Below are 24,682 nucleotides of genomic sequence, written 5' to 3'. Positions count from 1 at the left end.
GGCGTCAGGCTCCCCGCTTGGCGGCCAGGCGGGCCAGACGCGCGTCCAGCTCCGCCATCCGGCGTTGCAGCGCATCGGTGTCGGCCTGCAACGCGGCCTGGTCCTGGCGCCACTGGTCCAGCAGGGACTTGCCCGCCAGCACCGGGCGTTCCTCGGTCAGGTATTCGGACACGTTGGCCGCCAGCCGCTGGCCGGCCGTGCGCAGGCCGGTGGACAGCGTACGCGCGCCCGACGCCAGCCGCGCGGCGGGAATGTCGCCCACCACGCGCGCGAGGTCGCCCTCGGCATCCCAGCGCAGGTCGCGCGCCAGGTCCGCCACCGCCTGCGCCAGCGCCGCGTCGCCCGAGATGTGCGTGACCTCGGCGAAATCCGGCTTGCCGCCCAGCAGGCGGTCGGGACGCAGCTTGTCCGACTGCAGCGTCAGCGTGACGTCCGGCACGATGGCTTGGTCGGCGTTCGCCACGGTGCCGTCGCTGGAGATGGTCAGCGACACGGCCTGGCTGGCCAGCGCGAAACGCACGGTCTTGCCGGCATGGCGGGACAGGCGCTCGCGCGCCCAGGGCTCGCGGCCCGTCAGCGCGTTGAGCGCACCCGCGGCCAGGCGCGGCAAGGTAGGCAGGGCGGTAAAAGGCGACATGGAATCGATCGAGTGACCGCGGGCGGCCGGGCTGAAGCAAACTGGCAGTTTACCGGGTTCGCCCGCGGCGCCGTCCCGCGCGCGCGTGCAGGGTCGGCAATTCGCCGCCCGCGGAAGACAGCGGCGCCATCCCAAGGGCCCGGCAATGAAAAACCGGCCTCGCGGGCCGGTTCAGCACTGCCGGTGGGGGCAGCGATCAACTGGCGTATTCGACGGGGATCTGCTGGATGCCGGCCAGCAGCCAGCCGCCTTGCGCCGGCTTGAACAGGTTCCACACTTCCTCGAAGCGGAACGCCTCGGCATTCGGATCCTCGCGCAGCATGCCCGAGAAGCGCACGCTGGCCAGGTGGCCGTCGGAGACGGTTTCGATGCCCAGCATCTCGGCGTTCAGCAGGACCACTTCGGTCTTGTTGGCGGCGCCAGCGCGTGCCTCGAGCTGCGGCTTCAGTTCGGCGATCAGGTCGTCGGTCAGGTATTCGCGCAGGCGGGTCAGGTCGCCCGTATCCCACAGCGCCTGGATGCTGACGAACTGCTGCTTGGCGTGCTGCAGGAACGTCTGCGTGTCGAAGTCGCCCGGGATGTACCAGTTGCCCTCTTCGCCCGCCTTGGGCAGCGCGGTGGCAGCCGTCGCAGCAGCGGCAGCGGGCGCGGCGGCCGGCTGGGCCGGCGCGGCGCGCAGCGCTTCGCGCTGCATGGGCTGGGGTTGCGCGTTGCCACGGAAGTTACCGTTGCCCGAGCCAGTGCCGGCGCCCTGGAACGCGTGGCGCGGACCCGTGGACGCACCGCGCAGGCGGCGCACGATGAAGATGACGGCGAACACCACCAGGGCGATCAGCAGCATGCTGGCCATGAACTCGGCGAACGCGCCGCCCAGGCCCAGCGACGACAGCAGGCCCGCCAGGCCCAGGCCGACTGCCAGGCCGGCGATGGGACCCAGCCAGCGCGAGGCGCCGCTGCGCGCGCCCGCGGCGGCAGCCGCGCCGCCCGTGGCGGCCGCGCCCGTCGCTGCGGTGCTGCCGGCGGCGGTGGTGTTGTTCGCGGCCGACGGAGGCGTGGTGGCCTGGCGCTGCTGCGTGACGTTGGACGATTGGCGGCCGACGCTGCCGCCGCCGCCGGCGCGGCGGGCTTCGGCGTCGAAGGTCGTTGCCAGCATGGCAACGCCCGAGACGGCAACCAGCGCCGCGGCGATGAACCGGGAAATATGGATTCGGGACATTTCTAACGTGCTCCTCATGTGCGCGCCGCCCTTCCCCGCAGAAGAACCTACCGGGCCGCAAGGCGGCCAGCGCCACTATTCTTACAAAAAACTGAATGAACCTAGAATAACGGACAATGCCATCCGCTACAAGTTCCCGTCAGTTTCCTCAACCCAGTCGCACGCCTTCGTGCAACGCCGCTACGCCGGCGGTCAGGTTGAAATACTGCACCCGCTCGAGACCGGCATCGCGCAGCATGCCCGCCAGGGTTTCCTGGTCGGGGTGCATGCGGATGGATTCAGCCAGGTAGCGGTAGCTGGCCTCGTCCTTGGCCACATTCTTGCCCAGCCAGGGCAGCACGTTGAAGGAATACCAGTCGTAGGCCGGCGCCAGCGGCTTGGCCACGCGCGAGAATTCCAGCACCAGCAGCTTGCCGCCAGGCTTGAGCACCCGCGTCATCTCGGCCAGCGCGCGGTCCTTGTGCGTCATGTTGCGCAGGCCGAAGGCCACGCTGACGCGGTCGAAATAGCCGTCGGGAAACGGCAGGCGCTCGGCGTCGCACACCGCCACGGGCAGCAGCAGGCCGCTGTCGGCCAGGCGGTCGCGGCCCACGCGCAGCATGGAATCGTTGATGTCCGTCAGCCACACCTCGCCCGTGGGACCCGCGCGGCGCGCGAAGGCGCGCGCCAGGTCGCCCGTGCCCCCGGCGATGTCCAGCACCCGCATGCCCGGCCGGATGGCCGCGCGGCCGATGGTGAAGGCTTTCCATATACGATGCAGGCCGCCGGACATCAGGTCGTTCATGACGTCGTAGCGGGAGGCCACCGAATGGAAGACTTCCGCGACCTTGCGGGCCTTTTCGTTCTCAGGGACGGATTGAAAGCCGAAATGGGTCGTATCCTGGCCGGACGCCTGCGCGTCGGAAGAAGAGGTGTTCTGCATGGTAGGGATCCCGGTTATGGCCCAATGGTAGCCGATCCGCCACGGCGCAGCGCCTGGAATATGACAGTCATTCACATACCTGAAATATTCCGGCCATACTATCGCAACGTTCGCGCCGCGCCGGCGCACATCGGTATTGCTCTCACATGTCCAGCACCATACTTGTTGTCGAAGACGAACCCGCCATCCAGGAACTGATCGCCGTCAACCTGTCGTTCGCCGGACACAAGGTCCTACGCGCCTTCGACGCGGAACAAGCCCAGACGCTGATCCGCGCCGAACTGCCCGACCTGATCCTTCTCGACTGGATGCTTCCCGGCACCTCCGGCCTGTCGCTGGCCCGCAAGCTGCGCGAAGACGAACGGACCCGCACGGTCCCCGTCATCATGCTGACGGCCAAGGGCTCGGAGCAGGACAAGGTCGACGGCCTCGAAGCGGGCGCCGACGACTACATCACCAAGCCATTCTCTCCCAAGGAGCTGATGGCCCGCATCAAGGCCGTGCTGCGCCGCCGCGCGCCGCAGCTCACCGACGACATCATCGACGTCGCCGGCCTGAAGCTGGATCCGGTCACGCATCGCCTGTCGGGCAACGCCCAGCAGCTGCAGATCGGTCCCACGGAATTCCGCCTGCTGCATTTCTTCATGACGCACCCCGAGCGCGTGTTCTCGCGTTCGCAGCTGCTGGACCAGGTGTGGGGCGACCACGTGTTCGTGGAAGAGCGCACCGTCGACGTCCACATCCGCCGCCTGCGCAAGGCGCTGGAACCCAGCGGCCACGACGTCCACGTCGAGACCGTGCGCGGCAGCGGCTACCGCTTCACCGCCCAACTGCCGTCGCGCTGATCCTCGAAGATGGTCTGGCTGCGCACGCTGTTGCTGATCGCATTCTGGGCGGTTTTCTCGGCGCTTGCCGAATGGCTCCTGGGCGATCCGGTCGGCTGGGTCCTTTTCGGCGTGGCGGTGTCCGTCATCCTGCTGTGGCGCAGCTGGCGCCTGCAGCGCGTGGCCCACTGGGCACATCACCCGGAGACCTCGCCGCCCGTGGGCGTGGGCGCCTGGGACGACATCCTCGCGCCGCTTTACAGGCACCTGCGCGTGCGCGCACGCGACCTGGCCGACACGCGCGACGCCATGCAGAGCATGCTGGCCGCCGCGCAGGCCCTGCCCGACGGCGTGGTCACGCTGAACGAAGACTTCCAGATCGACTGGTGCAACCGCATGGCGCGCCGCCACCTGGGCCTGCGCCTGCCGGCCGACCGCGGCAGCAGCCTGCTGAACCTGCTGCGTTCGCCCGAGTTCGTGGCCTACGCGCACAGCAACGACTGGCCCGAGCCCATCCTGCTGCGCCTGACCCAGAACGGCCAGGAACGCGTCATGATGATCCAGCTGACGTCGTACGCCAGCGACCAGCGCCTGCTGATCTCGCGCGACGTCACGCAGATCGAGAAGCTCGAGACCACCCGCCGCGACTTCGTGGCCAACGTCTCGCACGAACTGCGCACGCCGCTCACGGTGCTTTCCGGCTTCCTGGAAACCCTGCGCGACATGCCGGCCGACGCCTTGCCCGCCGCGCAGCGCGACCAGTACGTCGGCATGATGCACGAGCAGGCCCAGCGCATGCAGGCCATCGTCGAGGACCTGCTGACGCTGTCCACGCTGGAGTCCTCGCCCAGCGCCGACCCGGTAGCGGTCGACATGACCGAGATGCTGCAGAAGGCGCGCGAACAGATCGAGGCGCTGTCGGGCGGCCGCCATACCTTTGACTGGCACATCGACCCGCACCTGCACCTGCTGGGCAGCGGCAGCGAGCTGGCCTCGGCCGTGGCCAACCTGCTGACCAACGCGGTGCGCTACACCCCCGACGGCGGCCGCATCACCGTGTGCTGGGAACAGGACGAGGACGGCGCCCGCTACAGCGTCAAGGACACCGGCATCGGCATCCCGGCGCGCCACATCCCGCGCCTGACCGAACGCTTCTACCGTGTCGACCGCGGCCGTTCGCGCGCCGTGGGCGGCACGGGGCTGGGCCTGGCCATCACCAAGCACATCGCCATGCGCCACGACGCCGCGCTGGTCATCGAGAGCGAGCCCGGCAAGGGCAGCATCTTCTCGCTGAAGTTCCCGGCCGAGCGCGTCGCACGACACGAAGGCTGAGCCAGTCCAACGCATTGCCGGCGGCCCCTGTTGCAGGGGCCGTTTCGCATCCGGGGGATGCCCGATCCGGACCTGCATCATCCGAGCAGGCGGGTTTCGGGCCATGCCTGATCGGAACACGCGGCCGTCTGGGCATGCGTCTTGCGAAATCGGCCCGGCGCCCTGCACCCGCCGCGCGGCATTCGCCCCACCGCTTCCAGGGGTTTTTGCGTCGCAGCAACGCAAGTGCGCCACAATCTGAAATCAATCTCAATTCGCATGAGGGCCCCGGCAACATGGCCAAGATCGTCCTGTTCGAGAACATCCATCCCAGCGCACGCGCCGTCTTCCAGGCGGCCGGCTACACCGACATCGTCGCGCACGCCGCGTCGCTGCCGCCCGCCGAGCTGCCCGCGGCGATGCGCGGCGCCGAGGTGGTCGGCATCCGTTCGCGCACCCAGCTGGACGCCGATCTGCTGTCCTCGCCCGACCTGCGCGTGGTGGGCTGCTTCTGCATCGGCACCAACCAGGTCGACCTGGACGCGGCCATGCAGCGCGGCGTTCCCGTCTTCAACGCACCGTTCTCCAATACGCGCTCGGTGGCCGAGCTGGTGCTGGCCGAGGCCATCCTGCTGCTGCGCCGCATCCCCGAGAAGAACGCGCGGGTGCACGCCGGCCATTGGGACAAGACCGCCGCCGGCGCCTTCGAGGCACGCGGCAAGACGCTGGGCGTGGTCGGCTACGGCAACATCGGCTCGCAGATCGGCACACTGGCCGAGGCCGTCGGCATGCGCGTGGTGTTCTTCGACGTCGAAGCCAAGCTGCCGCTGGGCAACGCGCGCGCCGCCGGCTCGCTGGACGAGCTGCTGCAGCAGGCCGACGTGGTCACGCTGCACGTGCCCGGCGGCAAGTCCACCGAGAACATCATGAACGCCGATACGCTGGCGCGCATGCGCCGCGGCGCCATCCTGATCAATGCCTCGCGCGGCACGGTGGTCGACCTGACGGCGCTGCGCGACGCACTGCAATCCGGCCACCTGGCCGGCGCCGCGCTGGACGTGTTCCCGGTCGAGCCCAAGAGCGCCGACGAGCCGCTGTCCAGCCCGCTGGTCGGCATGAACAACGTGATCCTCACGCCGCACATCGGCGGCAGCACGCAAGAATCGCAGGAAGCCATTGGCCGCGAGGTGGCCGAGAAGCTGGTCCGCTACATCCAGGCGGGCACGACCAAGACCGCGGTCAATTTCCCCGAGCTGCCCTACCTGGAACCCATGGGCACGGCCCGCATCCTGCACGTGCACCGCAACGCGCCGGGCGCGCTGGGCGCGCTGGACAACCTGATGGCGGAGCACGGGTTGAACATCGTCAGCCAAAGCCTGCAGACCAGGGGCCAGGTTGGGTATGTGATCACGGACGTGGATGGGAAGGTGGACGACGTGGTGATGGCGGCGTTGCGCAGCCATCCGGTTACCGTGCGGTGTGATCGGGTTTGAGGTTTTCTCTCCTCTCTATTTTTCTGATGAACCGGCTCTCTTCTTATATCTGCATCTGAGGGGTGATTGCAGAGGTCAGGGTTCTTGAGGCGCCACGGTCATGACTGCGTACTCCCGTCCTCGCGCTTGCGCGCTGCGGGCGGGAGTCCTCCGTCATGCCCGTGGCTCGCTGCAACGCCATGCGGCCGCTTTGAACATCTGCTTGAAGGCAACGTGCTTGACGACGCGCCGGCTTGCTCTGCCGTGAGCCGCAGCCGTACCGGAGAAGTCCCGCCCGCAGCGCGGAAGCGCGAGGACGGGACTTCGCAGATACGGATGCGGCGCCTCAAGAACAAAAGTCGTTGAAATCGAAAGAGACTTCCAACCGAAGAAAAGAGAGAGAAAACAGAAGACCTTGCCAGGAGCCTGGGGCCATCAACGGCCTATTCGGCCACCGCCGTCAAGCTATTCACCAACTGCGCCATCAACGGCGCCCGCTCGAACGGCACGCGCGCGATCACTCCGATCTCGCGGCAGAAAGACGGCTCGCCGAGGTCCATCAAGCGTAGTCCGCGTGTCGACAGCTGGCGCGTCCGCGGCATCAAGGCCACTCCCAGCCCCTCGCGGACCAGGTTCGCGATGGCGTCCAGTTCGTCCAGCTCCAGCGCTTCGCGCACGCTCAGCCGCTGCTTCTTCAGGAAGCCGTCCACCAGGCGCCCGCCGAACGACGAACGGTCATAGCGGATGAACGGCTGCGTGGCCAGCAACTGGCGCCACGGCGCTTCGGGCAGCGCCTTGGCCACGGCCAGCACCATGGGTTCGCGCAGCAGCGGCTGCCAGCCCAGTTCCGGCGGCAGCGCGAAAGGCGGGCGCAGCATCACCGCCAGGTCCACCTCGCCCGAATCCACGTGGCCCAGCAGGTTCAGCGAGACGCCGGGCACGATGCGCACGCGCACGTCGGGATAGGAGGCGCGGAACGTCGCCAGCGCGCGCACCAGCAGGTCCTGCTGCACCGACGCGATGGCGCCCACGCGCAGCAGGCCGCTGACGCGTCCCGCGCCCGCCATGCTGACCATCCGGTCCGCCATGGCCACCAGCGCCTCGGCCTGCGGCAGCATCTCGCGGCCGTGCACGTTCAGCTCGGCCGACTTGGCCGTGCGGTCGAACAGGGCCACGCCCAGGTGTTCCTCCAGGCGGCGGATCTGCGCGCTGACGGCGGATTGGGTCAACCCCAGCTGCCGTCCGGCCCCGGTGAAGGTGCCTTCGCGCGCCACGGCAATGAATGTCTTGAACTCGCGGATCACGATCGATTTTATTGATTGTCAGACTCAAAAAATATCGTTTTTCAATCAAAAAAACAATTCGTACACTACGCCGTCACCCTCTCTGATTTAATTCCCCGTCTAGACCGGAGCTTTTCCATGACCGCCCAAGCCGCCTCCATGCCCCCGTTCCACCTGGCCTTCCCCGTCCGCGACCTGGCCGAAGCCCGCACGTTCTACGGCGACCTGCTGGGCTGTAGCGAGGGCCGCAGCTCGCCCGAGTGGATCGACTTCAACTTCTACGGCCACCAGATCGTCGCCCACCTGTCGCCCGACGAGTGCGGCCACAAGGCCACCAGCGCCGTCGACTCGCACAACGTGCCCGTGCGCCACTTCGGCGTGGTGCTGTCGATGGAAGAATGGGAAGCCATGTCGAAGAAGCTGACCGATGCCGGCACCGACTTCGTCATCAAGCCCTACATCCGCTTCAAGGGCGAAGTGGGCGAACAGGCCACGATGTTCTTCCTGGATCCGTCGGGCAACGCCCTGGAATTCAAGGCGTTCAAGAACATGGAGTCGCTGTTCGCCAAGTAAGAGTAAGCTGCGTACTGAAGCAGTGATGCCGGCGCCTTCGGGCGCCGGTATTCGTTCATCAACCCTTACCGCGGGCAACACGATTTGAGCCACGCAGCAGCCTCTTCAACCGGCGCAAGGCCGGACGCCCCCACCTGGCGCATCCAGGCGCAGGGAGACCGTTGCGTGCTGGTGCGCTTCGGCGAAGCGCTGGACGTGCGCACCGGCCGGATCTGCCTGGCGGCCGCCGACATGCTGCGCGATGCCGGCCTGCCGGGCGTCATCGACATCGTGCCCTCGTTCACCGCCGTGGCCGTGCATTACCGGCCGACCGGCGACGGCCCCACCTTCAGCCAGCTGTCCGCGCGCATCGAGCGCGCCCTGGCCGCGGGTATCCAACCCGATGCCTCCGCCGGCCGCGAGATCGAGATCCCGGTCTGCTATGGCGGCGAACACGGCCCCGACCTGCCCGAGGTGGCCGAACGCGCGGGCGTCAGCCCCGACGAAGTCATCGCGCTGCACAGCGGGCCGGAAAGCATGGTGTTCATGCTGGGATTCGCGCCGGGCCATGCCTATATCGGCATCCACGACGAACGCCTGGCCATCCCGCGCCGCCCCACCCCGCGCATGTCGATCCCGGCGGGCGCGGTGGCGGTCGCCAACCGCCAGACCGTCATCTATCCCGGCAACCTGCCCGGCGGCTGGAGCGTCATCGGCGCCACACCGCTGGTGCTGTTCGACCCCGCGCGCGAACCGGCCGCCCTGCTGGCGCCCGGTGACCGCATCCGCTTCGTGCCCATCAGCGCCGAGCAGTACGCACGCATGCGCGCCGAGACCGCTTCGAAGCAGCCAGGCGCGGCGACATGAGCGCACCGGTCCGCTTTCTTCACGAATCCTTTCTCTGGCCCCGCCGCGATCAATGAGTCTCACCGTCCTCAAGCCCGGCTTGCTGTCGTCCTTCCAGGATGACGGCCGCACCGGCTGGCAACACCTGGGCATCCCCGTGGCCGGCGCCATGGACGAGCGCGCCCATCGCCTGGCCAACCTGCTGGCGGGCAATTCCACGGATCATGCCACGCTGGAAATCACCCTGGTCGGTCCCACGCTGCGTTTCGACGCGCCGGCCTGCCTGGCCATCGGCGGCGCCGACCTGGGCGCCGCGCTGAACGGCATCCCCATCCCGCCTCTGCGTCCCATGCTGGCGCGCGCAGGCGACGTGCTGACGTTCTCCTCGCGGCCGCGCCACGAGCGCGGCGTGCGCGCCTACCTGGCCGTGCACGGCGGCTATGCGATCGATCCCGTCATGGACAGCGAAAGCACCTATCTGCGCAGCGGCTTCGGCGGCTGGCAGGGCCGCGCGCTGGCCAAGGACGACCGCATCGGCCTGCGCGTCGTCCTGCAGGGCGACGATGCGGCGCAGGACTCCCTGGCCGAAACACTGGACGACCTGCGCATCTACCTGCCCGCTCCGCTGGTGCACATGCCGCGCGAGGCCCTGCGGGTGCTGCCCGGCGCGCACTGGGACGCCTTCGACGAGGCTTCGCGGCAACGCCTGGTGCAGGAAGTCTTCCAGATCAGCCCGCAATCCGATCGCATGGGCTATCGCCTGTCCGGCCCGCACCTGGCGCTGGCCAAGCCGCGCGAGATGCTGTCCGAGGCCGCCAGCTTCGGTACCATCCAGGTGCCGGCGGGCGGCCAGCCCATCATCCTGATGGCCGACCGCCAGACCACCGGCGGCTATCCCAAGATCGCCCAGGTGGCCAGCGCCGACCTGCCTCTGCTGGCCCAGTACGCGCCCGGCCAGGCGCTGCGTTTCGCGATGATCGGCCTCGAAGAAGCCCAGCGCCTGGACAACGCGCGCGAACGCGCCTATCGCGGCCTGGAAGAGTCCCTGCAAGCCTTGCGCGCGCTGCTGGCGCAGCACGCCCCCACCTGACGGAGCCTGCCATGACATCCACCCTCGACATGAACTGCGACATGGGCGAAAGCTACGGCGCCTGGCACATGGGCAACGACGAGGCCGTGCTGAAGTACGTCAGCTCGGCCAACATCGCCTGTGGTTTTCACGGCGGCGATCCCGCCACCATGCGCAAGACCGTCGCCGCGGCCCTGGCCAACGGCGTGGCCATCGGCGCCCATCCCAGCCTGCAGGACCTGGCCGGCTTCGGCCGCCGCACCATCCACATCACGCCGCAGGAAGGCTACGACGCCATGGTCTACCAGGTCGGCGCGCTGGCCGGCGTGGCGGCCTCGCAAGGCGCGAAGCTGCATCACGTGAAGGCCCACGGCGCGCTGTACAACATGGCCGCCAAGGACCTGGAACTGGCGCGCGCGCTGTGCCAGGCGGTGCGCGACGTGGACGCCGATCTGGTGCTGTACGGCCTGGCGGGCAGCCGCTGGATCGAGGCAGCGCAGTCGGTGGGACTGAAGACGGCGCAGGAAGTGTTCGCGGACCGCACCTACCAGGCCGATGGCTCGCTCACCCCGCGCAGCCGCGCCGACGCGATGATCACCGACCTGGACAAGTCCATCGAGCAGGTGCTGCGCATGGCACAGGATGGCGTGGTGGTCGCGACGGACGGCACGCGCGTGCCGCTGAAGCCGGATACCTTGTGCATACACGGCGACCAGCCGGGAGCCGAGGCGTTTGCCGGCGGGATCAGGAAGGCGTTGGAAGAGGCGGGGGTGGAGGTCAGGACGGTTTGAAAAAAGGCTTCCCCGTTCACTCGGGGAAGCCTCCGACGCTGCCAGCGAGGGCGCTCCGTCGCATTGGGCTCGAGGCCTACGCCCCCACCAGCAGATCCTCGATCTTCACCGGCAGATCCCGCACCCTGATCCCCGTCGCGTGATAAACCGCATTGGTGATCGCCGCGGCAATCCCCGCCAATCCGATCTCCCCGATCCCCCGCGATCCCAACTCGTTCCAGATCAGGTCCGGATAATCGAGGAACACCACGTCGTGCTCTGGCGCGTCGGCGTGCGTGGCCATCACGTAGTCGGCCAGGTTGCTGTTCACCGGCGCTCCGTTGCGCGGGTCGTACTGGGTCTCTTCAAACAGCGCCATTCCCACGCCCATGATGACCGCGCCTTCGATCTGGTTGCGGCCCGTGCGGGGATTGACGATGCGGCCGCCGTCGATCACCGTCACCACGCGCGATACGCGCAGGCGCGCGGTGGCCGGATGCCAGGTCACTTCGACGAAATGCGCACCGTAGGAGTTGACGGAGTAGCGCTTCTTGATGTCGTTGCCCGAGCCTGCCTTGCCCTCGCCCGTCACCGAATCGACGCCCGCGTCGCGCAGCACCTGCTGCAGCGGAACCGCCTTGCCGCTGCCGTCGGCCAGTCCGATGGCGCCGTCGCGGCACACCAGGTCGGACGTGACGATGCCGGCCCAGGCTCCGCCCTGTCGCGTCGAAGCCTCCATGGCGGCGCGCACGGCGTCGCGCACGGCCTGCAGCACGGTGGGGATGACGGACGCCGTCGCGCCCGAGCCGCCGGACACCGGCCCCGGCGGCAGCGCCGTGTCGCCCAGGCGCACCTCGATCCGCTCCAGCGGGATGCCGGTCTCGGCGCTGACCAGCTGCGCCAGCACGGTATACGTCCCCGTGCCGAGATCCTGCGTGGCGCACACGACGCGCGCGGAGCCGTCGGCGCTCAGCGTCACCTTGGCCTCGCCGGGCCAACGCATGCCCAGCCACGAGCACGAGGCCATTCCCCAACCCAATACCAGGTCATCGCGCTTCATCGAGCCGACCCGCGGCGTGCGGCGCGACCAGCCGAAGCGCTCGGCGCCGGTTGTCAGGCACTCGGTCAGGTGCCGCGACGAGAACGGCAGGTCCTTGCCCTCGTCCTTCTGGGGCTCGTTCAGCAGGCGCAGGGCGACGGGATCCATGTCCAGCGCGATGGCCAGTTCGTCCATCGCGGACTCCAGCGCGAACAGGCCGGGCACCGCGCCCGGGCCGCGCATCGAGGTCGGCGCGCCCACGTGCCGGCGCGCCAGGCCCGAGCACGCCTTCAGGTTGGGCGTGCTGTACATGTGCGGCGTGGCCTCGGCGCAGCTCTCCTCGTAGTCGTCCAGCTGCGAGGTCTGGCCGACGTAATGCTGCTGCACCGACAACAGCCGGCCATCGCGGTCGGCGCCCAGTCGGAAGCGCTGGCGCAGGAAGGGCCGATGGCCCACGCTCTGGAAGGTCATCTGCCGCTGCAGCACCACTTTCACGGGCTTGCGCAACTGGCGCGATGCCGCGGCCGCCAGCACCGAATGCGGCCATGGCCACAGCTTGCCGCCGAACCCCGAGCCCAGGAACAGCGACACCACGCGCACGTCGTCGGCCTTCACGCCCAGCATCTGCGCCACGACGTCGCGATGGTTCACCACGGCCTGGCTGGTCTCGTACAGCGTGTAGCGCTGGCCGTCGAAGTCCGCCACGCAGGCATGCAGCTCGATGGGATTGTGCGTCTCGACGGGCGTGCTGTAGGTCGCCTCGACACGCACCGGCGCGCTGGCATAGGCGGCGACGGCATCGCCGCGCTCGCTCTCGACCTTGGTCGCCTCGTCCAGGTCTTCCGGCGGCGCGACATCGGGCGTATACGCGTCATAGCGCACTTTCACCAGGCGCGCGGCGGCCGTTGCGATTTCCAGCGTGTCCGCCACCACCATGGCCACGTACTGGCCGTAGTAGCGGATCACGTCGTCTTCCAGCGGCGGACGCTTCTCGTCGATGGAGCCCTTCTGCGCACGCTTCAACGGCGGACAGTTGCCCTGGCGCAGCACCAGCCGCACGCCTGGCACGGCCTCGGCCTGGCTGGCGTCCAGCTCGGCGATGCGGCCATGCGCGATGGTGGCGGTCACCGGCACGCCATGCAGCATGCCCGGCAGGTTGAAGTCGGCGGTATAGCGCGCCGTGCCGCTGACCTTCTGGGGGCCGTCGACCCGCGGAAACGGATTGCCGATGGCGGCGGGATGGGAAAGCGCCTTCTGTAGTCGGGGGGTATCCATGCGCGGGCTCCTAGGCGTTGTGCGGCGGCACCACGGTCGCCAGGGCATGCGCCAGGCAACGGCGCGCCAGTTCGATCTTGAAGCCGTTCTCGCTCTGCGGGACGGCACCACGCAGGGCCTCCTGGGCAGCCTGTGCATAACGCTGAACCCCAGGGGCCTGCCCCACCAGCAACTGCTCCGCCTGTGGACAACGCCAAGGCCGCGTGCCCACGCCGCCCAATGCGATGCCGGCATGCTCGATGCGGCCGTCCCGCACGCGCAGCACCACCGCGGCCGACGCCAGCGCGAACTCGTACGAGGCACGGTCGCGCAGCTTCAGATAGGCCGACTGCGTGCCTTCCGGCAACGGCGGCAGCACGACATCGACGATCAGCTCGTCCGCGGCCAGCACCGTCTCGCGCTGCGGCGTGTCGCCGGGCAGCAGCCAGAAATCCCGCAACGCGATGGTGCGCATGCCGTTCAGGCCCTGCACCCGCACGCTGGCATCCAGGGCCAGCAGCGCCACGTTCATGTCCGACGGATTGGAAGCGATGCAGTGCTCGCTGGTCCCCAGCACCGCCAGGTTGCGGTTGAAGCCGCCGATGGCCGAGCAGCCCGAGCCGGGCTCGCGCTTGTTGCACGGCATGGCCCGGTCGCGGAAGTACACGCAGCGTGTGCGCTGCAACAGGTTGCCGCCGGTGGTGGCCATGTTGCGCAGTTGCGCCGACGCGCCGGCCAGCAGGGCCTGCGACAGCACGGGATAATGCTCGCGGATGTGCGGGTGGTGCGCCAGGTCGGCGTTGCGCACCATGGCGCCGATGCGCACCTCGCCGTTGTCCGCCACCTCGACCTGGTCCAGTCCAAGGCGGTTGATGTCGACCACGTGCGTGGGCGTCTCGACGTCCAGCTTCATCAGGTCGACCAGCGTGGTGCCGCCGGCCAGGAAACGCACGCGGGCGGGCTCGGCGGCGGCCATGCGCACGGCGTCGGCGACGTCGGCGGCGCGGCTGTAGCGAAAATTCTGCATGGCGCTCACCTCTTTCCGCGGACATCCTGGATGGCCGCGACGATGTTGGAATAGGCGCCGCAGCGGCAGATGTTGCCGCTCATCAGTTCACGGACGTCGTCGTCATGCGGGCCGCAGGGTTCGTTCACCAACGCGCACGCGGACATGATCTGCCCGGCCGTGCAGTAGCCGCATTGATAGCCGTCGTGCGCGACGAAAGCAGCCTGCATGGGATGCAGCGACTCGGGCGAGCCCAGGCCTTCGATGGTGGTGACCTGGCAGCCATCGGCGACGGCGGCCAGGGTCAGACAGGCGTTCACGCGCCGTCCGTCCAGGTGCACGGTACAGGCGCCGCATTGGCCGTGGTCGCAGCCCTTCTTGCTGCCGGTCAGGTGCAGGGTTTCACGCAGCGTGTCCAGCAGCGTGGCGCGGGGATCGAGCCGCAGGGCGTGCGTGGCGCCGTTGACGTGCAGCGTGACGTCGACGGTGCCCGCCGCGGCGGCGGCAGTCGGGGAAGAGTCGGGCATGGAGACCTCCGGAAAGATCGGAAGGCCGCAGCAAGCCCCATGCCTGCCATGCCTAGTCCACGCGGCCCGCCCGGCGCTGCGCCACGCGGCCCAGCACGGCGAAATCCTTTTCGCCGTCGCCGTGCGCCATGGCCTCTATCAGGCTGTCACGCACCACGCTGCCCATGGGCAGCGGCGTGTGGACCGCCTCGCCGGCGGCCAGCGCCAGGCGCACGTCTTTCAGGCCCAGCCGTGCCTTGAACAGCGCGGGCTCGTAGCGGCCTTCGGTGATCATCTTGCCGTAGCCCTGGTAGACGGGGCCGGGCAGGATGCTGCTGGTGATCAGTTCATGGAAAAGCGCCGCATCCGAGCCGTGTCCCGACACCAGCGCCGCCGCCTCGCCGAAGCTCTCGATGGCGCAGGCCAGCATGAAATTGGCGGCCAGCTTGTAGACATTGGCATGCTCGGGCGTGTCGCCGATGCGCCAGGTCTTCTGGCCGAGCACGTCCAGCAGGGGCTGCACGCGGTCGATGGCGGACGCGGGGCCGGCGGCCACGATGTTCAGCTTGCCGGCCTCGGCCACGTCGGGACGGCCCAGCACGGGCGCGGCCACGTAGGCCACGCCGCGGTCGGCATGGCAGCGGGCCAGTTCGGCGGCCAGCTCCACCGAGATGGTGGCCATGTTGACGTGCACCACGTCATCCGGCACCGAATCCAGCACGCCGCTGTCCAGCAGCACGGCGCGCGCGGCCGTGTCGTCGGCCAGCACCGAGAAAACGGCATCGCCGCTGAAGGCCTCGCGTACGGTGTCGACGATGACGGCGCCGTCTTGCGCCAGTGGGCGCGTGCGCTCGGGATTGCGGTTCCACACCCGCACCGCATGGCCCGCGGCCAGCAGCCGCCGCACCATGACCGCGCCCATGGAACCTGTACCGATAAAACCGATGTTCATGATCCGAATCTCCTGTGCATGCCTCGATGGTGCGGGCACGGACTGACGCCGCCCTGAACACGTGAGCAATCGTCATACCGGACATGGGGCGCCTGTATTTTGATGCGGCGCAAAAAAGCAGGATCAGGCAAAAGACGCCTGCACCGCGGGGGCATAATGGCGGCATGCGGCCTCCTGGGCGCATGTCTCGCATCAACTCGAAGGATCCCCCATGACTCCCCCCTCTTCCCGGCACACGCAGCCGGGCCTGGTGCTTTTCGCGTTGGCCGTGGGCGGTTTCGCCATCGGCACGACCGAATTCGCCTCGATGAGCCTGCTGCCCTATTTCGCGCAAAGCCTGGGCATCGACGCCCCCACGGCCGGGCACGTCATCAGCGCCTACGCCCTGGGCGTGGTGGTCGGGGCGCCGCTGCTGGCCGTGCTGGGCGCCAGGCTGCCGCGCCGCACGCTGCTGGTCCTGCTGATGGGCATGTTCGCCGTCGGCAACGGCCTGAGCGCCCTGGCGCCCGACTACCACTGGATGTTGGCCTTCCGCTTTGTCAGCGGCCTGCCGCACGGCGCCTATTTCGGCATCGCCGCGCTGGTGGCCAGCTCACTGGTGCCGGACAACAAGCGCACGCTGGCCGTGGGCCGCGTGTTCCTGGGGCTGACGGTGGCCACCATCGTCGGCGTGCCCATGGCCAACTTCCTGGGCCAGGCCGTGGGCTGGCGCTGGAGCTTCGCCCTGGTGTCCCTGCTGGCCATCCTGACGATGACGCTGGTGCGCCTGTACGCGCCGAACGCCGCGCCCGATGCCGGGGCCAGTCCGCTGCGCGAACTGGGCGCCCTGGCGCGCGGCCAGGTGTGGCTGACCCTGGGCATCGGCGCCATCGGTTTCGGCGGCCTGTTCGCGGTGTACACCTATCTGGCCGATACGATGATGGCGGTCACGCAAGTGTCGCCCGGCACCGTGCCCATCGTGCTCAGCGTCTTCGGCGTGGGCATGACCATCGGCAATCTCGTCATCCCGGCCTTCGCCGACCGCGCGTTGATGCGCACGGCGGGCGGCGTGCTGGTCTTCAGCGCGGCCTCGCTGGCGCTGTTCCCCTTCATGGCGGGCAACATCTGGACGCTGTCGCTGTCGGTGTTCCTGATCGGCTGCGGCGGCGCGCTGGGCACCGTGCTGCAGACGCGCCTGATGGACGTTGCGGAAGACGCGCAGGGTCTGGCCGCGGCGCTGAACCACTCGGCCTTCAACACGGCCAACGCGCTGGGCCCCTACCTGGGCGGCCTGGCCATCGCGGCCGGTTTCGGCTGGGTCTCCACCGGCTGGGTCGGCTGCGCGCTGGCGCTGGGTGGCCTGGCGCTGTGGGCCGTGTCGGTATCGATGGATCGCGACGCCAGGCGCAAGCGGCAGGTGCTGGCGGCCGACGCAGCGGGTTGACGCGGCGGGCTGACCGTGCGACGGGCTGACCGTGCGACGCTCGGCCCGCGTCGAAAAGAAGCGTCATCCTGGCGCCCTACCCTACCCCGATCGCGGCGCACGCAGGCGCGCGCCTTCCCGCATCAATCCACCATCTCGCCGTGCACGCCTTCCAGCAGCTTCTGGTAGTGGATGGACGGCAACTCGCCCAGCGGCTGGCGGTACTGGCTCCACAGCCTGCGGTCCTCCGCCGTATGGAAGATCTGCTTCTGCGGCATGGCGGGCCAAGTCGGCACCTCGAACCACAGGCGCAGCAGGTGACGGCGATCCGCCAGGTCCTTCGCGTCCTGGTAGTCGGTGCGGCCGTGCACCATCATGCGGTTGTTCAGGAACTGGATGTCGCCTTCCTTGAACCCCATGTCCAGGTACAACTCGGGCGAGGCCGCCACCTTGCGCACGCGGTACAAGGCCTCGGACTCCTCGGCCGTGAAGGGGCACTGGCCGCTTTTCTCGGCCAGGCGCGCATAGCCGGTGGGCAGGTAGCACGAGACTTCTCCGTTCTCTTCGTAAAAGAACGGCACGCGATCGGGACTGAAGGTGCGCGTGGCGCGGCGGCCGTCTTCATCGGTGCGTTTCAGGAACAGGCCGTCGGCCAGCAGCTTGAGCTGCTCGGGATATTGCTCGGCCATCACGTTGTGCACCGCCAGCGCGCTGGAGATGCGGCTTTCGCCCCCCGAGATGGCCGAGCGCAGGCACATCAGGCCGATGATGTCGCACGAGTCGGTATGCATCAGCTGCCCGCCGCCCTTGCGATAGCCGCGCGACTTCGGCTCGTAGTCGCTGACGTCCATGACGTGGCCCAGGATGTCGCCCAGGTAGGACTGCGTCATCGGCGTGCCGATGTAGGCGCCCAGCCCGAAATAGATGCGCGTCATGTCGTCGTCGGAATACTGCTGGCGCGGCAGGCCACGCAGCATCAGGAACCCGCGGCCGGTGCGCAGCCGCTGCGGCAGGCTTTCCATCAGCGCGCCGACCTTGTCCAACGGAAAGGTCTGGCGCGTGATCTGCGGAAAGTCCAGGTTGCCCAGGCTCAGCAAGTGTTTCAGCGCCAGGTCGATCTCGCGCAGCTCGTCATCCGACAGGACGTGCAGGCCCTCGCGCGTCCAGTCGATGTCGGGCCCCTTCCAGGCGCCCGGGCTGTCGATGTATTTGCCGATCATGCTCATGCTGTTGCTCCTCCGATGTTCATGGGTGTGCCGTTCGTGGCGGGCTTCAGGCGGGCGGTGCGGCGTCGGCCGCCACCACCACGCCCTCGGCCACCAGTTGCCGATAGCGTTGCTCGCCCACCAGCGGCAGCAGGCACGCTTCGTTGTGTTCGCCCTTGCGCGGCGCGGGGCGATAGAAATTGCCGGGCGTGCCGGACAGCCTGGGCGTGACGTTGTGCATGGGCAGGCTGCCCAGATCCTGGTCGTCCAGCTCGACGAGGCTCTCGCGCTGCGAGACGTACGGGTCGTCGAGCAGCGAGGCCGAGTCGTACACCGGCCCCACGGTGACGTCGGCGGCCTCGAACAAGGCCAGGTTCTCGCGCAGGCTGCGCTGCGCGATGAAGCCTGCGACGATGCCGTCGACCTCTTCCAGGTGCGCCAGGCGCGCCGAATTGCTGCAGTAACGCGGGTCGCCGTTCATGTCGGCGCGGCCGATGGTCTCGAACAGCCGCGCCGCCATGCTCTGCGTGGACGTGGACACGCACAGCCACTGCCCGTCGGACGTGCGGTAGGTGTTGCGCGGGCAACTGGTGCTGGAGCGGCTGCCGGTGCGGGCCTTGACCTTGCCGGTGATGCGGTAGTTGGCTGCCTGCGGCCCCAGCACCGAGATCGTCGGCTCGAACAGCGAAAGATCGATCACCTGCCCTTTCCCGCCATTCACGCGAACTTCCCACAGCGCGGTCATCACGGCGCTGGCGCCGTACAGGCCAGCCGTCATGTCGCCCAGGAACATGGGCGGCAGCACGGGCTCGCGGTCGCCGAAGCCATTCATCGCGGCAAACCCCGAATAGCCTTCCACCAGCGTGCCGAACCCCGGCTTGCGGCGGTACGGGCCCGTCTGACCCCACCCCGAGATGCGCACGATGACCAGGCCGGGATTGGCCTGGTGCAGCACGTCCGGGCCCATGCCCATCTCTTCCAGCACGCCGGGCCTGAAGCTTTCGATCAGCACGTCCGCGTCGCGCAACATCTGGCGGATGAGGCCGATGGCCGCGGGATGGCGGAACTCTAGGCAGATGCTTTTCTTGTTGCGCGCATAGACCTTCCAGAAGGCCTCGACGCCCGCGGTCTGGAAGGCCCGCAGCGTGTCTCCCGCACGCGGCTCGACCTTGACGACGTCCGCGCCGAAGTCGGCCAGTTGCAGCGTCAGCATGTTGCCCGCCACCAGGCGGGACAGGTCCACCACCTTCAATCCCGCCAGCGGCCCCTGGGCGGCGGCGTCGAATTGCCTGCGCGGCAGGCCCGTGTCTCGAGTCGTTTTCGTCTGCATGGATTCAGTCTATCCTGAAAATAGACATGATGTCTATTTTGAAGAACTCTACAATGTGGCCCCGCGCCGTCCCTGTCCGGCGCATCCGCGGGAGCAAGAAAGCATGGCTGCAAAAGAAGATCCCGGCGTCGCGTCGGTAAACCGGGCGCTGTCGATCCTGATGGCCTTCCAGGACAGCGTCGAAGGCATGACGCTGACCGACCTGATGAACGCCACGGGCCTGTACCACAGCACCATCCTGCGCATCTGCGAGTCGCTGGAGCACTTCGGTTTCATCAAGCGGCTGGACGACAGCCGCTTCATGCTGGGCCCGGCGCCGTTCTACCTGGGCATGTTCTACCAAGAGTCGTTCCGGCTCTGGGACTACGCCGCCCCCGTGCTGCGCGAGCTGGTGCGCCAGACCAAGGAGACCGCCGCCATCTACGTGCGCGAGGGCGACCGCCGCATCTGCCTGCATCGCATGACGCAGCCGCGCTCGGTGATCATGCATGTCCGCGAGGGCGAGCAGGTCGAGCTGGAAAAAGGCGCGGCCGGCAAGGTGCTGCTGGCGTTCAGCGGCGAGCCGGGCGAAGCGTATGACCGCATCCGCGCGGCCGGCTATGCCGTCTCGCTGTCCGAGCGCCGCAGCGAGACCGCGGCCATCTCGTGCCCGGTGTTCGGCGTGCGCCAGCGGGTGGTCTGCGCCATCTCGCTGGGCGTGCCGCTGTTCCGCTTCGACAAGAACGTGTTCAAGCAAGCCTTGCCCCTGGTCATGGAAGCCGGCCGGCAGCTGAGCCGCGACCTGGGCGGCGACGTCTCGTCGTTCGAGGCGCCCTACCGCAAGCTGGAAGGCCTGGTGCTGCCCGGCTGACGCCGGCCGTTATTCGCTGGCCACGATGTGGCGGTCGGACGCCAGCTTGCGCCACTGGGCAAGCTGCTCGTTCGTGTAGGCGGCGAAGGCCTTCGGGTCCATGTCGGTGGGCTCGGTGGCTTCGCGCGCGAACAGCGCCTGCATCTCGGGCGTATGGCTGGCCTCGCGGATGGCCGCGTTCAGCCTGGCCACCACCGGAGCCGGCGTGCCCGCCGGCGCATACATGCCCCACCACACCTCCACCGAATAGCCGGGGACCGACTCCGCGACGGTGGGCAGGTCGGGAAAGAACTTCGACCGTTCGGGCGATGTCACGGCCAGCGCGCGGATGTCCTTGGACGCCAGCGGGCCGCTGACCGAGGCCGGCGTGGTGATCATGGTCTCCAGCCGTCCGCCGATCATGTCGGTGACGGCGTTGGTGATGCCCTTGTACGGCACGTGCACCATCTCGGCGCCGGTCTGCGCGTTCAGCAGTTCGGTGCTCATCTGGCCGATGGAGCCGATGCCGGCCGAACCGTAGTTCAGCTTGCCGCGGTTCGCGCGGGCGTAGTCGATGACCTGCTTGGCGCTGGTGTACGGCGTGGACTTGCCCACCACCATCACCATGGCGCCGCGCGCCACCAGCGCCACGGGCGCGAATGCCTTCGTGGCGTCGTACGGCAGCTTGGGATCGGTGGCCGCCTTGGTCGCGAACGACACCGAGCTGAACAGCAGCGCCGAGCCGTCCGGCTTGGAACGCGCCACGTCGGACGCGCCGATCACGCCGCCCGCTCCGGGCTTGTTCTCGACCACGACGTTCACGCCCAGCAGGCGCGACATGCGCTCGCCCAGCGCACGTCCGAACACGTCGTTGCTGGCGCCGGGCGAGAACGGCACCACGATGCGGATCAGCTCGGGCAGCTTCACGCTGTCGGCCGTAGTGGGCGCGGCCGCCGTGGGTGCGGCCGACACAGCGGCGGAAATGGCCAGGACGGCCAGCGTGCATGCGGCACGGCGCAGGATGGTTTTCATCGTCTCCTCCAGTTTTAGACATGATGTCTATTTTTGTGGAGCAGTATAGGCACAGCTTTCCGGCGGTGTCGAGGCGCGGCCGAAACGGCCATAAGCGCCGTCATAGGAAGCGAGGCGAATTCCTACGGGTAAACACCGACCGCCGCGCCGGGGCGGCCGCGCGGGGTCGTGCCGCTCGCCCGTCCCAAGACGGCCCGAGAGTCCCAAAGCAAAAGGCCCCGCACCATCCGGTGCGGGGCCTTCTTGATCGAGCGGTTCGATCGGGACGCGTCGGCTTACATGCCGGGCATCATGTTGATGTTCATGTTGTGCAGCACCCAGAGGGAGCCCACGACGATGATGGCGATGACCTTGATGGTGAAGATGAAGGTCAGCGTGTTGTCGCGCTCCGACCGGCCCATGTGCAGGAAGAAGATCAGCTGGACCAGCAGCTGCGCCACGGCCAGGATGATCAGGCCGGGCACCACCACCGAATGGGGATAGTCGCCCGCCATGACCAGGCCGAACGAGCCGAAGGTCAGCAGGATGGAGATGATGAAGCCGACGACGTACTGCTTCATGCTGCCGTGGGCGTGTGCGCCGTGATGGTCGGCCGCTGCGGTATGAGACGACATCAAAGGGCTCCGAACAGGTAGATGAAGGTGAACACGCAGATCCAGATGATGTCCAGGAAGTGCCAGAACAGGCTCAGGCACTGCAGGCGGCGCGTATTGAACGGATCCAGGCCCTGGCGGCTGATCATGTGCATCATGATCAGGATCCAGATCAGGCCGAACGTGACGTGCAGGCCGTGGGTGCCGATCAGCACGAAGAACGCAGACAGGAAGGCGCTGCGGCCGGGGCCGTAGCCTTCGGTGATCAGGTGATGGAATTCCCAGACTTCCATCGCCACGAAGCCCAGGCCGAACAGGAAGGTGATGGCCAGCCAGGCTTGCACCTTGGCGACCTTGCCCGCCTGCATGTTCAGCATGGCCACGCCGAACGTGAAGCTGGAGACCAGCAGCAGCATCGTCTCGACCAGCACGAAGGACAGGTCGAACAGTTCCTTGCCGTCCGGGCCGCCGGCGGTGGCCTTGGACAGCACGGCGAACGTCGCGAACAGCACCGAGAAGATCAGGCAGTCGCTCATCAGGTAGATCCAGAAACCGAAGGTGGTCTTGGATCCGTCGTCGTGATGCTCGTGGTCGTCGTGGCCGTGGGCCACGCCGTGATTGAGAGTGGTAGCTTGCGTCATGGCTCAGGCAGCCTGTTGCTGTTTGCGCTGGAAGTGCGCGTTCTCGATGGCCTCGACCTCTTTGGCCGGCACGTAGTAGTCGATGTCGCGGCTGTAGGCACGTGCGACGAACGACGCGATCATGCCGACCAGGCCGACGATGGCCATCCACCAGATGTGCCAGATCAGGCCGAAGCACATCGCCAGACCGAAGGCACCCATGTAGACGCCCGTGCCGGTGTTGCGCGGCATGTGGATGTCCGTGTAGGGACGCTGCGGACGGCCGGTGCGGCCGGATTCCTTGTCTTCCCAGAACTGGTCCAGGTGGTCGACCTGGGGCACGTGGGCGAAGTTGTAGAACGGCGCGGGCGACGAGATCGACCACTCGAGCGTGCGGCCGCCCCAGGGATCGCCCGTGAGGTCACGGTTCTTTTCGCGGTCGCGGATGCTCACGGCGATCTGCAGCAGCATGAAGCCGATGCCGGCGGCGACGAACACGGCGCCCACCCAGGCCACGATCAGGTACGGCTGCCACTCGGGGTTGTCGTAGTGGTTCAGGCGACGGGTCATGCCCTTGAAGCCCAGGATGTACAGGGGCATGAAGGCCAGGTAGAAGCCGATCAGCCAGCACCAGAACGAGTACTTGCCCAGGCGCTCGTTCAGCTTGAAGCCGAAGGCCTTGGGGAACCAGTACGTCATGGCGGCGATACAACCGAACACCACGCCGCCGATGATGACGTTGTGGAAGTGGGCGATCAGGAACAGGCTGTTGTGCAGCACGAACGACACGGCCGGGATGGCCATCATCACGCCGGTCATGCCGCCGATGACGAAGGTGACCATGAAGCCGATGGTCCAGATGACGGGGGTCGTCATCTGCACGCGGCCGCGGTACATCGTGAACAGCCAGTTGAAGATCTTGGCGCCGGTGGGCACCGAGATGATCATCGTGGCGATGCCGAAGAACGCGTTGACGTTGGCGCCCGAACCCATCGTGAAGAAGTGGTGCAGCCAGACCAGGAACGACAGCACGCCGATGGCCGCGGTGGCGTACACCATCGACTTGTAGCCGAACAGCGGCTTGCGCGAGAACGTGGCGATGATTTCCGAGAACGCGCCGAAGCACGGCAGGATCAGGATGTACACCTCGGGGTGGCCCCAGATCCAGATCAGGTTCACGTACATCATGGCGTTGCCGCCGCCGTCGTTCGTGAAGAAGTGCGTGCCCAGGTAGCGGTCGCCGGTCAGCAGGGCCAGCGTGGCGGCCAGCACCGGGAAGGCGGCGACGATCAGGATGTTGGTGACCAGCGCGGTCCACGTGAACACGGGCATCTTCATCAGCGACATGCCGGGCGCGCGCATGCGCAGGATGGTCACGATGAAGTTGATGCCGGATAGTGTCGTTCCCAACCCTGATATCTGCAGCGCCCAGATGTAGTAGTCCATGCCGACGCTGGGGCTGTAGTCCAGGCCCGACAGCGGCGGATAGGCCAGCCAGCCGGTGGCCGAGAACTCGCCCACGAACAGCGACAGCATCATCAGCACGACGCCGGCGGCGAACAACCAGAAACTCAGCGAGTTCAGGAAGGGATAGGCCACGTCACGGGCGCCGATCTGCAGCGGCACGATGACGTTCATCAGGCCCGTGATGAAGGGCATCGCCATGAAGAAGATCATGATGACGCCGTGGGCCGTGAAGATCTGGTCGTAGTGGTGCGGCGGCAGGAAGCCCGGGGAATCGCCCGAGGCCACGGCCAGCTGCGTGCGCATCATGATGGCGTCGGCGAAGCCGCGCAGCAGCATGACCAGCGCGACGACGATGTACATGATGCCGATCTTCTTGTGGTCGACCGTGGTCATCCATTCGGACCACAGGTAGTTCCACTTGCGGAAGTACGTGATGGCGCCAAACAGGGCGAGACCGCCCAGCATGACGGCCGCCAGCGTGACCATGACAATCGGTTCGTGGTACGGAACCGATTCGAGGGTAAGTTTGCCGAACATGATTTGAA

Annotated in this window: 23 protein-coding genes; 9 read left to right on the top strand and 14 right to left on the bottom strand. The window is 67.8% G+C overall.

From position 1 onward, the window contains the following. Positions 1 to 4: 4 nt before the first annotated feature. From FS845_RS07920 to ubiE, 3 genes are all read right to left on the bottom strand, one after another. Positions 5 to 637 carry an SCP2 domain-containing protein gene (locus FS845_RS07920; protein ID WP_144632389.1) on the bottom strand — a complete coding sequence of 211 codons (633 nt, stop codon included), beginning with the start codon at positions 635 to 637 and terminating at the stop codon, positions 5 to 7. Positions 638 to 833: 196 nt separating this feature from the next. Beyond that, entirely contained in the window at positions 834 to 1,853 is a 1,020-nt protein-coding gene (locus FS845_RS07915) for a Tim44 domain-containing protein (protein WP_144632386.1), read from the bottom strand. A 148-nt stretch (positions 1,854 to 2,001) separates the two neighbouring features. Next, positions 2,002 to 2,775, bottom strand: a complete 774-nt coding sequence (gene ubiE / locus FS845_RS07910) for a bifunctional demethylmenaquinone methyltransferase/2-methoxy-6-polyprenyl-1,4-benzoquinol methylase UbiE (RefSeq protein WP_144632383.1) — start codon at positions 2,773 to 2,775, stop codon at positions 2,002 to 2,004. Between the two features lie 146 nt (positions 2,776 to 2,921). Between ubiE and phoB the strand changes: the two genes are divergently transcribed. The 3 genes from phoB to serA all read left to right on the top strand — a co-directional run bounded on the left by phoB (position 2,922) and on the right by serA (position 6,403). Next, positions 2,922 to 3,620 (top strand): phosphate regulon transcriptional regulator PhoB, encoded by a 699-nt coding sequence (gene phoB, locus FS845_RS07905; RefSeq protein WP_144632380.1) that lies wholly within the window; start codon positions 2,922 to 2,924, stop codon positions 3,618 to 3,620. A 9-nt stretch (positions 3,621 to 3,629) separates the two neighbouring features. Continuing rightward, positions 3,630 to 4,931 carry a phosphate regulon sensor histidine kinase PhoR gene (gene phoR, locus FS845_RS07900; RefSeq protein ID WP_144632377.1) on the top strand — a complete coding sequence of 434 codons (1,302 nt, stop codon included), beginning with the start codon at positions 3,630 to 3,632 and terminating at the stop codon, positions 4,929 to 4,931. 275 nt (positions 4,932 to 5,206) lie between these two features. Further along, positions 5,207 to 6,403 carry a phosphoglycerate dehydrogenase gene (serA, locus tag FS845_RS07895; RefSeq protein WP_144632374.1) on the top strand — a complete coding sequence of 399 codons (1,197 nt, stop codon included), beginning with the start codon at positions 5,207 to 5,209 and terminating at the stop codon, positions 6,401 to 6,403. A gap of 422 nt (positions 6,404 to 6,825) precedes the next feature. Here the strand turns inward: serA and FS845_RS07890 are convergent, their stop codons facing one another. Next, on the bottom strand, positions 6,826 to 7,686 hold the full coding sequence (locus tag FS845_RS07890; protein ID WP_144632371.1) for a LysR family transcriptional regulator: 861 nt from the start codon (positions 7,684 to 7,686) through the stop codon (positions 6,826 to 6,828). Positions 7,687 to 7,803: 117 nt separating this feature from the next. On the opposite strand from FS845_RS07890, the gene FS845_RS07885 reads away from it, so the two are divergent. The 4 genes from FS845_RS07885 (at position 7,804) to FS845_RS07870 (ending at position 10,923) form a co-directional block, all read left to right on the top strand. Beyond that, positions 7,804 to 8,238, top strand: coding sequence for a VOC family protein (locus FS845_RS07885; protein WP_144632369.1), 435 nt, complete (start codon positions 7,804 to 7,806; stop codon positions 8,236 to 8,238). Positions 8,239 to 8,322: 84 nt separating this feature from the next. After that, complete coding sequence (gene pxpB, locus FS845_RS07880; RefSeq protein WP_144632367.1) at positions 8,323 to 9,084, top strand: 5-oxoprolinase subunit PxpB; 762 nt, start codon at positions 8,323 to 8,325, stop codon at positions 9,082 to 9,084. 52 nt (positions 9,085 to 9,136) lie between these two features. Next, positions 9,137 to 10,153: a biotin-dependent carboxyltransferase family protein gene (locus FS845_RS07875; protein ID WP_144632364.1), complete on the top strand. Its 1,017-nt coding sequence runs from the start codon at positions 9,137 to 9,139 to the stop codon at positions 10,151 to 10,153. Between the two features lie 11 nt (positions 10,154 to 10,164). Continuing rightward, the gene (locus tag FS845_RS07870) at positions 10,165 to 10,923 is read left to right on the top strand and encodes a LamB/YcsF family protein (RefSeq protein ID WP_144632361.1); all 759 of its coding nucleotides are present in this window, start codon (positions 10,165 to 10,167) and stop codon (positions 10,921 to 10,923) included. Positions 10,924 to 10,999: 76 nt separating this feature from the next. Here FS845_RS07870 and FS845_RS07865 read toward each other — a convergent pair whose 3' ends face one another. From FS845_RS07865 to FS845_RS07850, 4 genes are read right to left on the bottom strand one after another with little or no spacing between them, the layout of a single operon-like run. Continuing rightward, entirely contained in the window at positions 11,000 to 13,216 is a 2,217-nt protein-coding gene (locus FS845_RS07865) for a xanthine dehydrogenase family protein molybdopterin-binding subunit (protein WP_144632358.1), read from the bottom strand. Between the two features lie 10 nt (positions 13,217 to 13,226). After that, entirely contained in the window at positions 13,227 to 14,222 is a 996-nt protein-coding gene (locus FS845_RS07860; protein ID WP_144632355.1) for an FAD binding domain-containing protein, read from the bottom strand. A gap of 5 nt (positions 14,223 to 14,227) precedes the next feature. Next, positions 14,228 to 14,728, bottom strand: a complete 501-nt coding sequence (locus tag FS845_RS07855; RefSeq protein WP_144632353.1) for a (2Fe-2S)-binding protein — start codon at positions 14,726 to 14,728, stop codon at positions 14,228 to 14,230. A 52-nt stretch (positions 14,729 to 14,780) separates the two neighbouring features. Then, positions 14,781 to 15,698, bottom strand: a complete 918-nt coding sequence (locus FS845_RS07850) for an NAD(P)-dependent oxidoreductase (RefSeq protein WP_260986207.1) — start codon at positions 15,696 to 15,698, stop codon at positions 14,781 to 14,783. A gap of 172 nt (positions 15,699 to 15,870) precedes the next feature. Between FS845_RS07850 and FS845_RS07845 the strand changes: the two genes are divergently transcribed. Further along, positions 15,871 to 17,082, top strand: coding sequence for an MFS transporter (locus FS845_RS07845; RefSeq protein WP_144632347.1), 1,212 nt, complete (start codon positions 15,871 to 15,873; stop codon positions 17,080 to 17,082). Between the two features lie 122 nt (positions 17,083 to 17,204). Here FS845_RS07845 and FS845_RS07840 read toward each other — a convergent pair whose 3' ends face one another. After that, positions 17,205 to 18,287, bottom strand: a complete 1,083-nt coding sequence (locus FS845_RS07840) for a TauD/TfdA family dioxygenase (protein ID WP_144632344.1) — start codon at positions 18,285 to 18,287, stop codon at positions 17,205 to 17,207. Between the two features lie 46 nt (positions 18,288 to 18,333). Then, complete coding sequence (locus FS845_RS07835; protein ID WP_144632340.1) at positions 18,334 to 19,596, bottom strand: CaiB/BaiF CoA transferase family protein; 1,263 nt, start codon at positions 19,594 to 19,596, stop codon at positions 18,334 to 18,336. A 103-nt stretch (positions 19,597 to 19,699) separates the two neighbouring features. Here FS845_RS07835 and FS845_RS07830 point away from each other — a divergent pair, with 103 nt between their 5' ends. Continuing rightward, positions 19,700 to 20,446: an IclR family transcriptional regulator gene (locus FS845_RS07830; protein ID WP_144632337.1), complete on the top strand. Its 747-nt coding sequence runs from the start codon at positions 19,700 to 19,702 to the stop codon at positions 20,444 to 20,446. Between the two features lie 9 nt (positions 20,447 to 20,455). On the opposite strand, the gene FS845_RS07825 is transcribed toward FS845_RS07830, so the two are convergent. The 4 genes from FS845_RS07825 to cyoB all read right to left on the bottom strand — a co-directional run bounded on the left by FS845_RS07825 (position 20,456) and on the right by cyoB (position 24,674). Further along, entirely contained in the window at positions 20,456 to 21,457 is a 1,002-nt protein-coding gene (locus tag FS845_RS07825; RefSeq protein ID WP_144632334.1) for a tripartite tricarboxylate transporter substrate binding protein, read from the bottom strand. Positions 21,458 to 21,732: 275 nt separating this feature from the next. Further along, the gene (gene cyoD / locus FS845_RS07820) at positions 21,733 to 22,071 is read right to left on the bottom strand and encodes a cytochrome o ubiquinol oxidase subunit IV (RefSeq protein ID WP_144632331.1); all 339 of its coding nucleotides are present in this window, start codon (positions 22,069 to 22,071) and stop codon (positions 21,733 to 21,735) included. Next, on the bottom strand, positions 22,071 to 22,691 hold the full coding sequence (gene cyoC, locus FS845_RS07815) for a cytochrome o ubiquinol oxidase subunit III (protein WP_144632328.1): 621 nt from the start codon (positions 22,689 to 22,691) through the stop codon (positions 22,071 to 22,073). The genes cyoD and cyoC overlap by 1 nt, the downstream gene beginning before the upstream one ends. Before the next feature lie 3 nt (positions 22,692 to 22,694). Then, positions 22,695 to 24,674, bottom strand: coding sequence for a cytochrome o ubiquinol oxidase subunit I (gene cyoB / locus FS845_RS07810; protein ID WP_144632325.1), 1,980 nt, complete (start codon positions 24,672 to 24,674; stop codon positions 22,695 to 22,697). Between the last annotated feature and the right edge of the window lie 8 nt (positions 24,675 to 24,682).

Source organism: Bordetella genomosp. 13 (genome assembly GCF_007679965.1).
Classification (GTDB): Bacteria; Pseudomonadota; Gammaproteobacteria; order Burkholderiales; family Burkholderiaceae_B; genus Bordetella.
This window is presented reverse-complemented; position numbering and strand designations above follow the sequence as displayed.

Coding starts and splice junctions, on each gene's coding strand:
- serA (WP_144632374.1), top strand. CDS start 5,207: ATGGCCAAGATCGTCCTGTTCGAGAACATCCATCCCAGCGCACGCGCC.
- FS845_RS07865 (WP_144632358.1), bottom strand. CDS start 13,216: ATGGATACCCCCCGACTACAGAAGGCGCTTTCCCATCCCGCCGCCATC.
- FS845_RS07855 (WP_144632353.1), bottom strand. CDS start 14,728: ATGCCCGACTCTTCCCCGACTGCCGCCGCCGCGGCGGGCACCGTCGAC.
- FS845_RS07835 (WP_144632340.1), bottom strand. CDS start 19,596: ATGCAGACGAAAACGACTCGAGACACGGGCCTGCCGCGCAGGCAATTC.
- cyoC (WP_144632328.1), bottom strand. CDS start 22,691: ATGACGCAAGCTACCACTCTCAATCACGGCGTGGCCCACGGCCACGAC.
- FS845_RS07845 (WP_144632347.1), top strand. CDS start 15,871: ATGACTCCCCCCTCTTCCCGGCACACGCAGCCGGGCCTGGTGCTTTTC.
- FS845_RS07920 (WP_144632389.1), bottom strand. CDS start 637: ATGTCGCCTTTTACCGCCCTGCCTACCTTGCCGCGCCTGGCCGCGGGT.
- FS845_RS07915 (WP_144632386.1), bottom strand. CDS start 1,853: ATGTCCCGAATCCATATTTCCCGGTTCATCGCCGCGGCGCTGGTTGCC.
- FS845_RS07825 (WP_144632334.1), bottom strand. CDS start 21,457: ATGAAAACCATCCTGCGCCGTGCCGCATGCACGCTGGCCGTCCTGGCC.
- FS845_RS07885 (WP_144632369.1), top strand. CDS start 7,804: ATGACCGCCCAAGCCGCCTCCATGCCCCCGTTCCACCTGGCCTTCCCC.
- phoB (WP_144632380.1), top strand. CDS start 2,922: ATGTCCAGCACCATACTTGTTGTCGAAGACGAACCCGCCATCCAGGAA.
- FS845_RS07840 (WP_144632344.1), bottom strand. CDS start 18,287: ATGAGCATGATCGGCAAATACATCGACAGCCCGGGCGCCTGGAAGGGG.
- phoR (WP_144632377.1), top strand. CDS start 3,630: ATGGTCTGGCTGCGCACGCTGTTGCTGATCGCATTCTGGGCGGTTTTC.
- cyoB (WP_144632325.1), bottom strand. CDS start 24,674: ATGTTCGGCAAACTTACCCTCGAATCGGTTCCGTACCACGAACCGATT.
- cyoD (WP_144632331.1), bottom strand. CDS start 22,071: ATGTCGTCTCATACCGCAGCGGCCGACCATCACGGCGCACACGCCCAC.
- FS845_RS07860 (WP_144632355.1), bottom strand. CDS start 14,222: ATGCAGAATTTTCGCTACAGCCGCGCCGCCGACGTCGCCGACGCCGTG.
- FS845_RS07830 (WP_144632337.1), top strand. CDS start 19,700: ATGGCTGCAAAAGAAGATCCCGGCGTCGCGTCGGTAAACCGGGCGCTG.
- FS845_RS07870 (WP_144632361.1), top strand. CDS start 10,165: ATGACATCCACCCTCGACATGAACTGCGACATGGGCGAAAGCTACGGC.
- ubiE (WP_144632383.1), bottom strand. CDS start 2,775: ATGCAGAACACCTCTTCTTCCGACGCGCAGGCGTCCGGCCAGGATACG.
- FS845_RS07875 (WP_144632364.1), top strand. CDS start 9,137: ATGAGTCTCACCGTCCTCAAGCCCGGCTTGCTGTCGTCCTTCCAGGAT.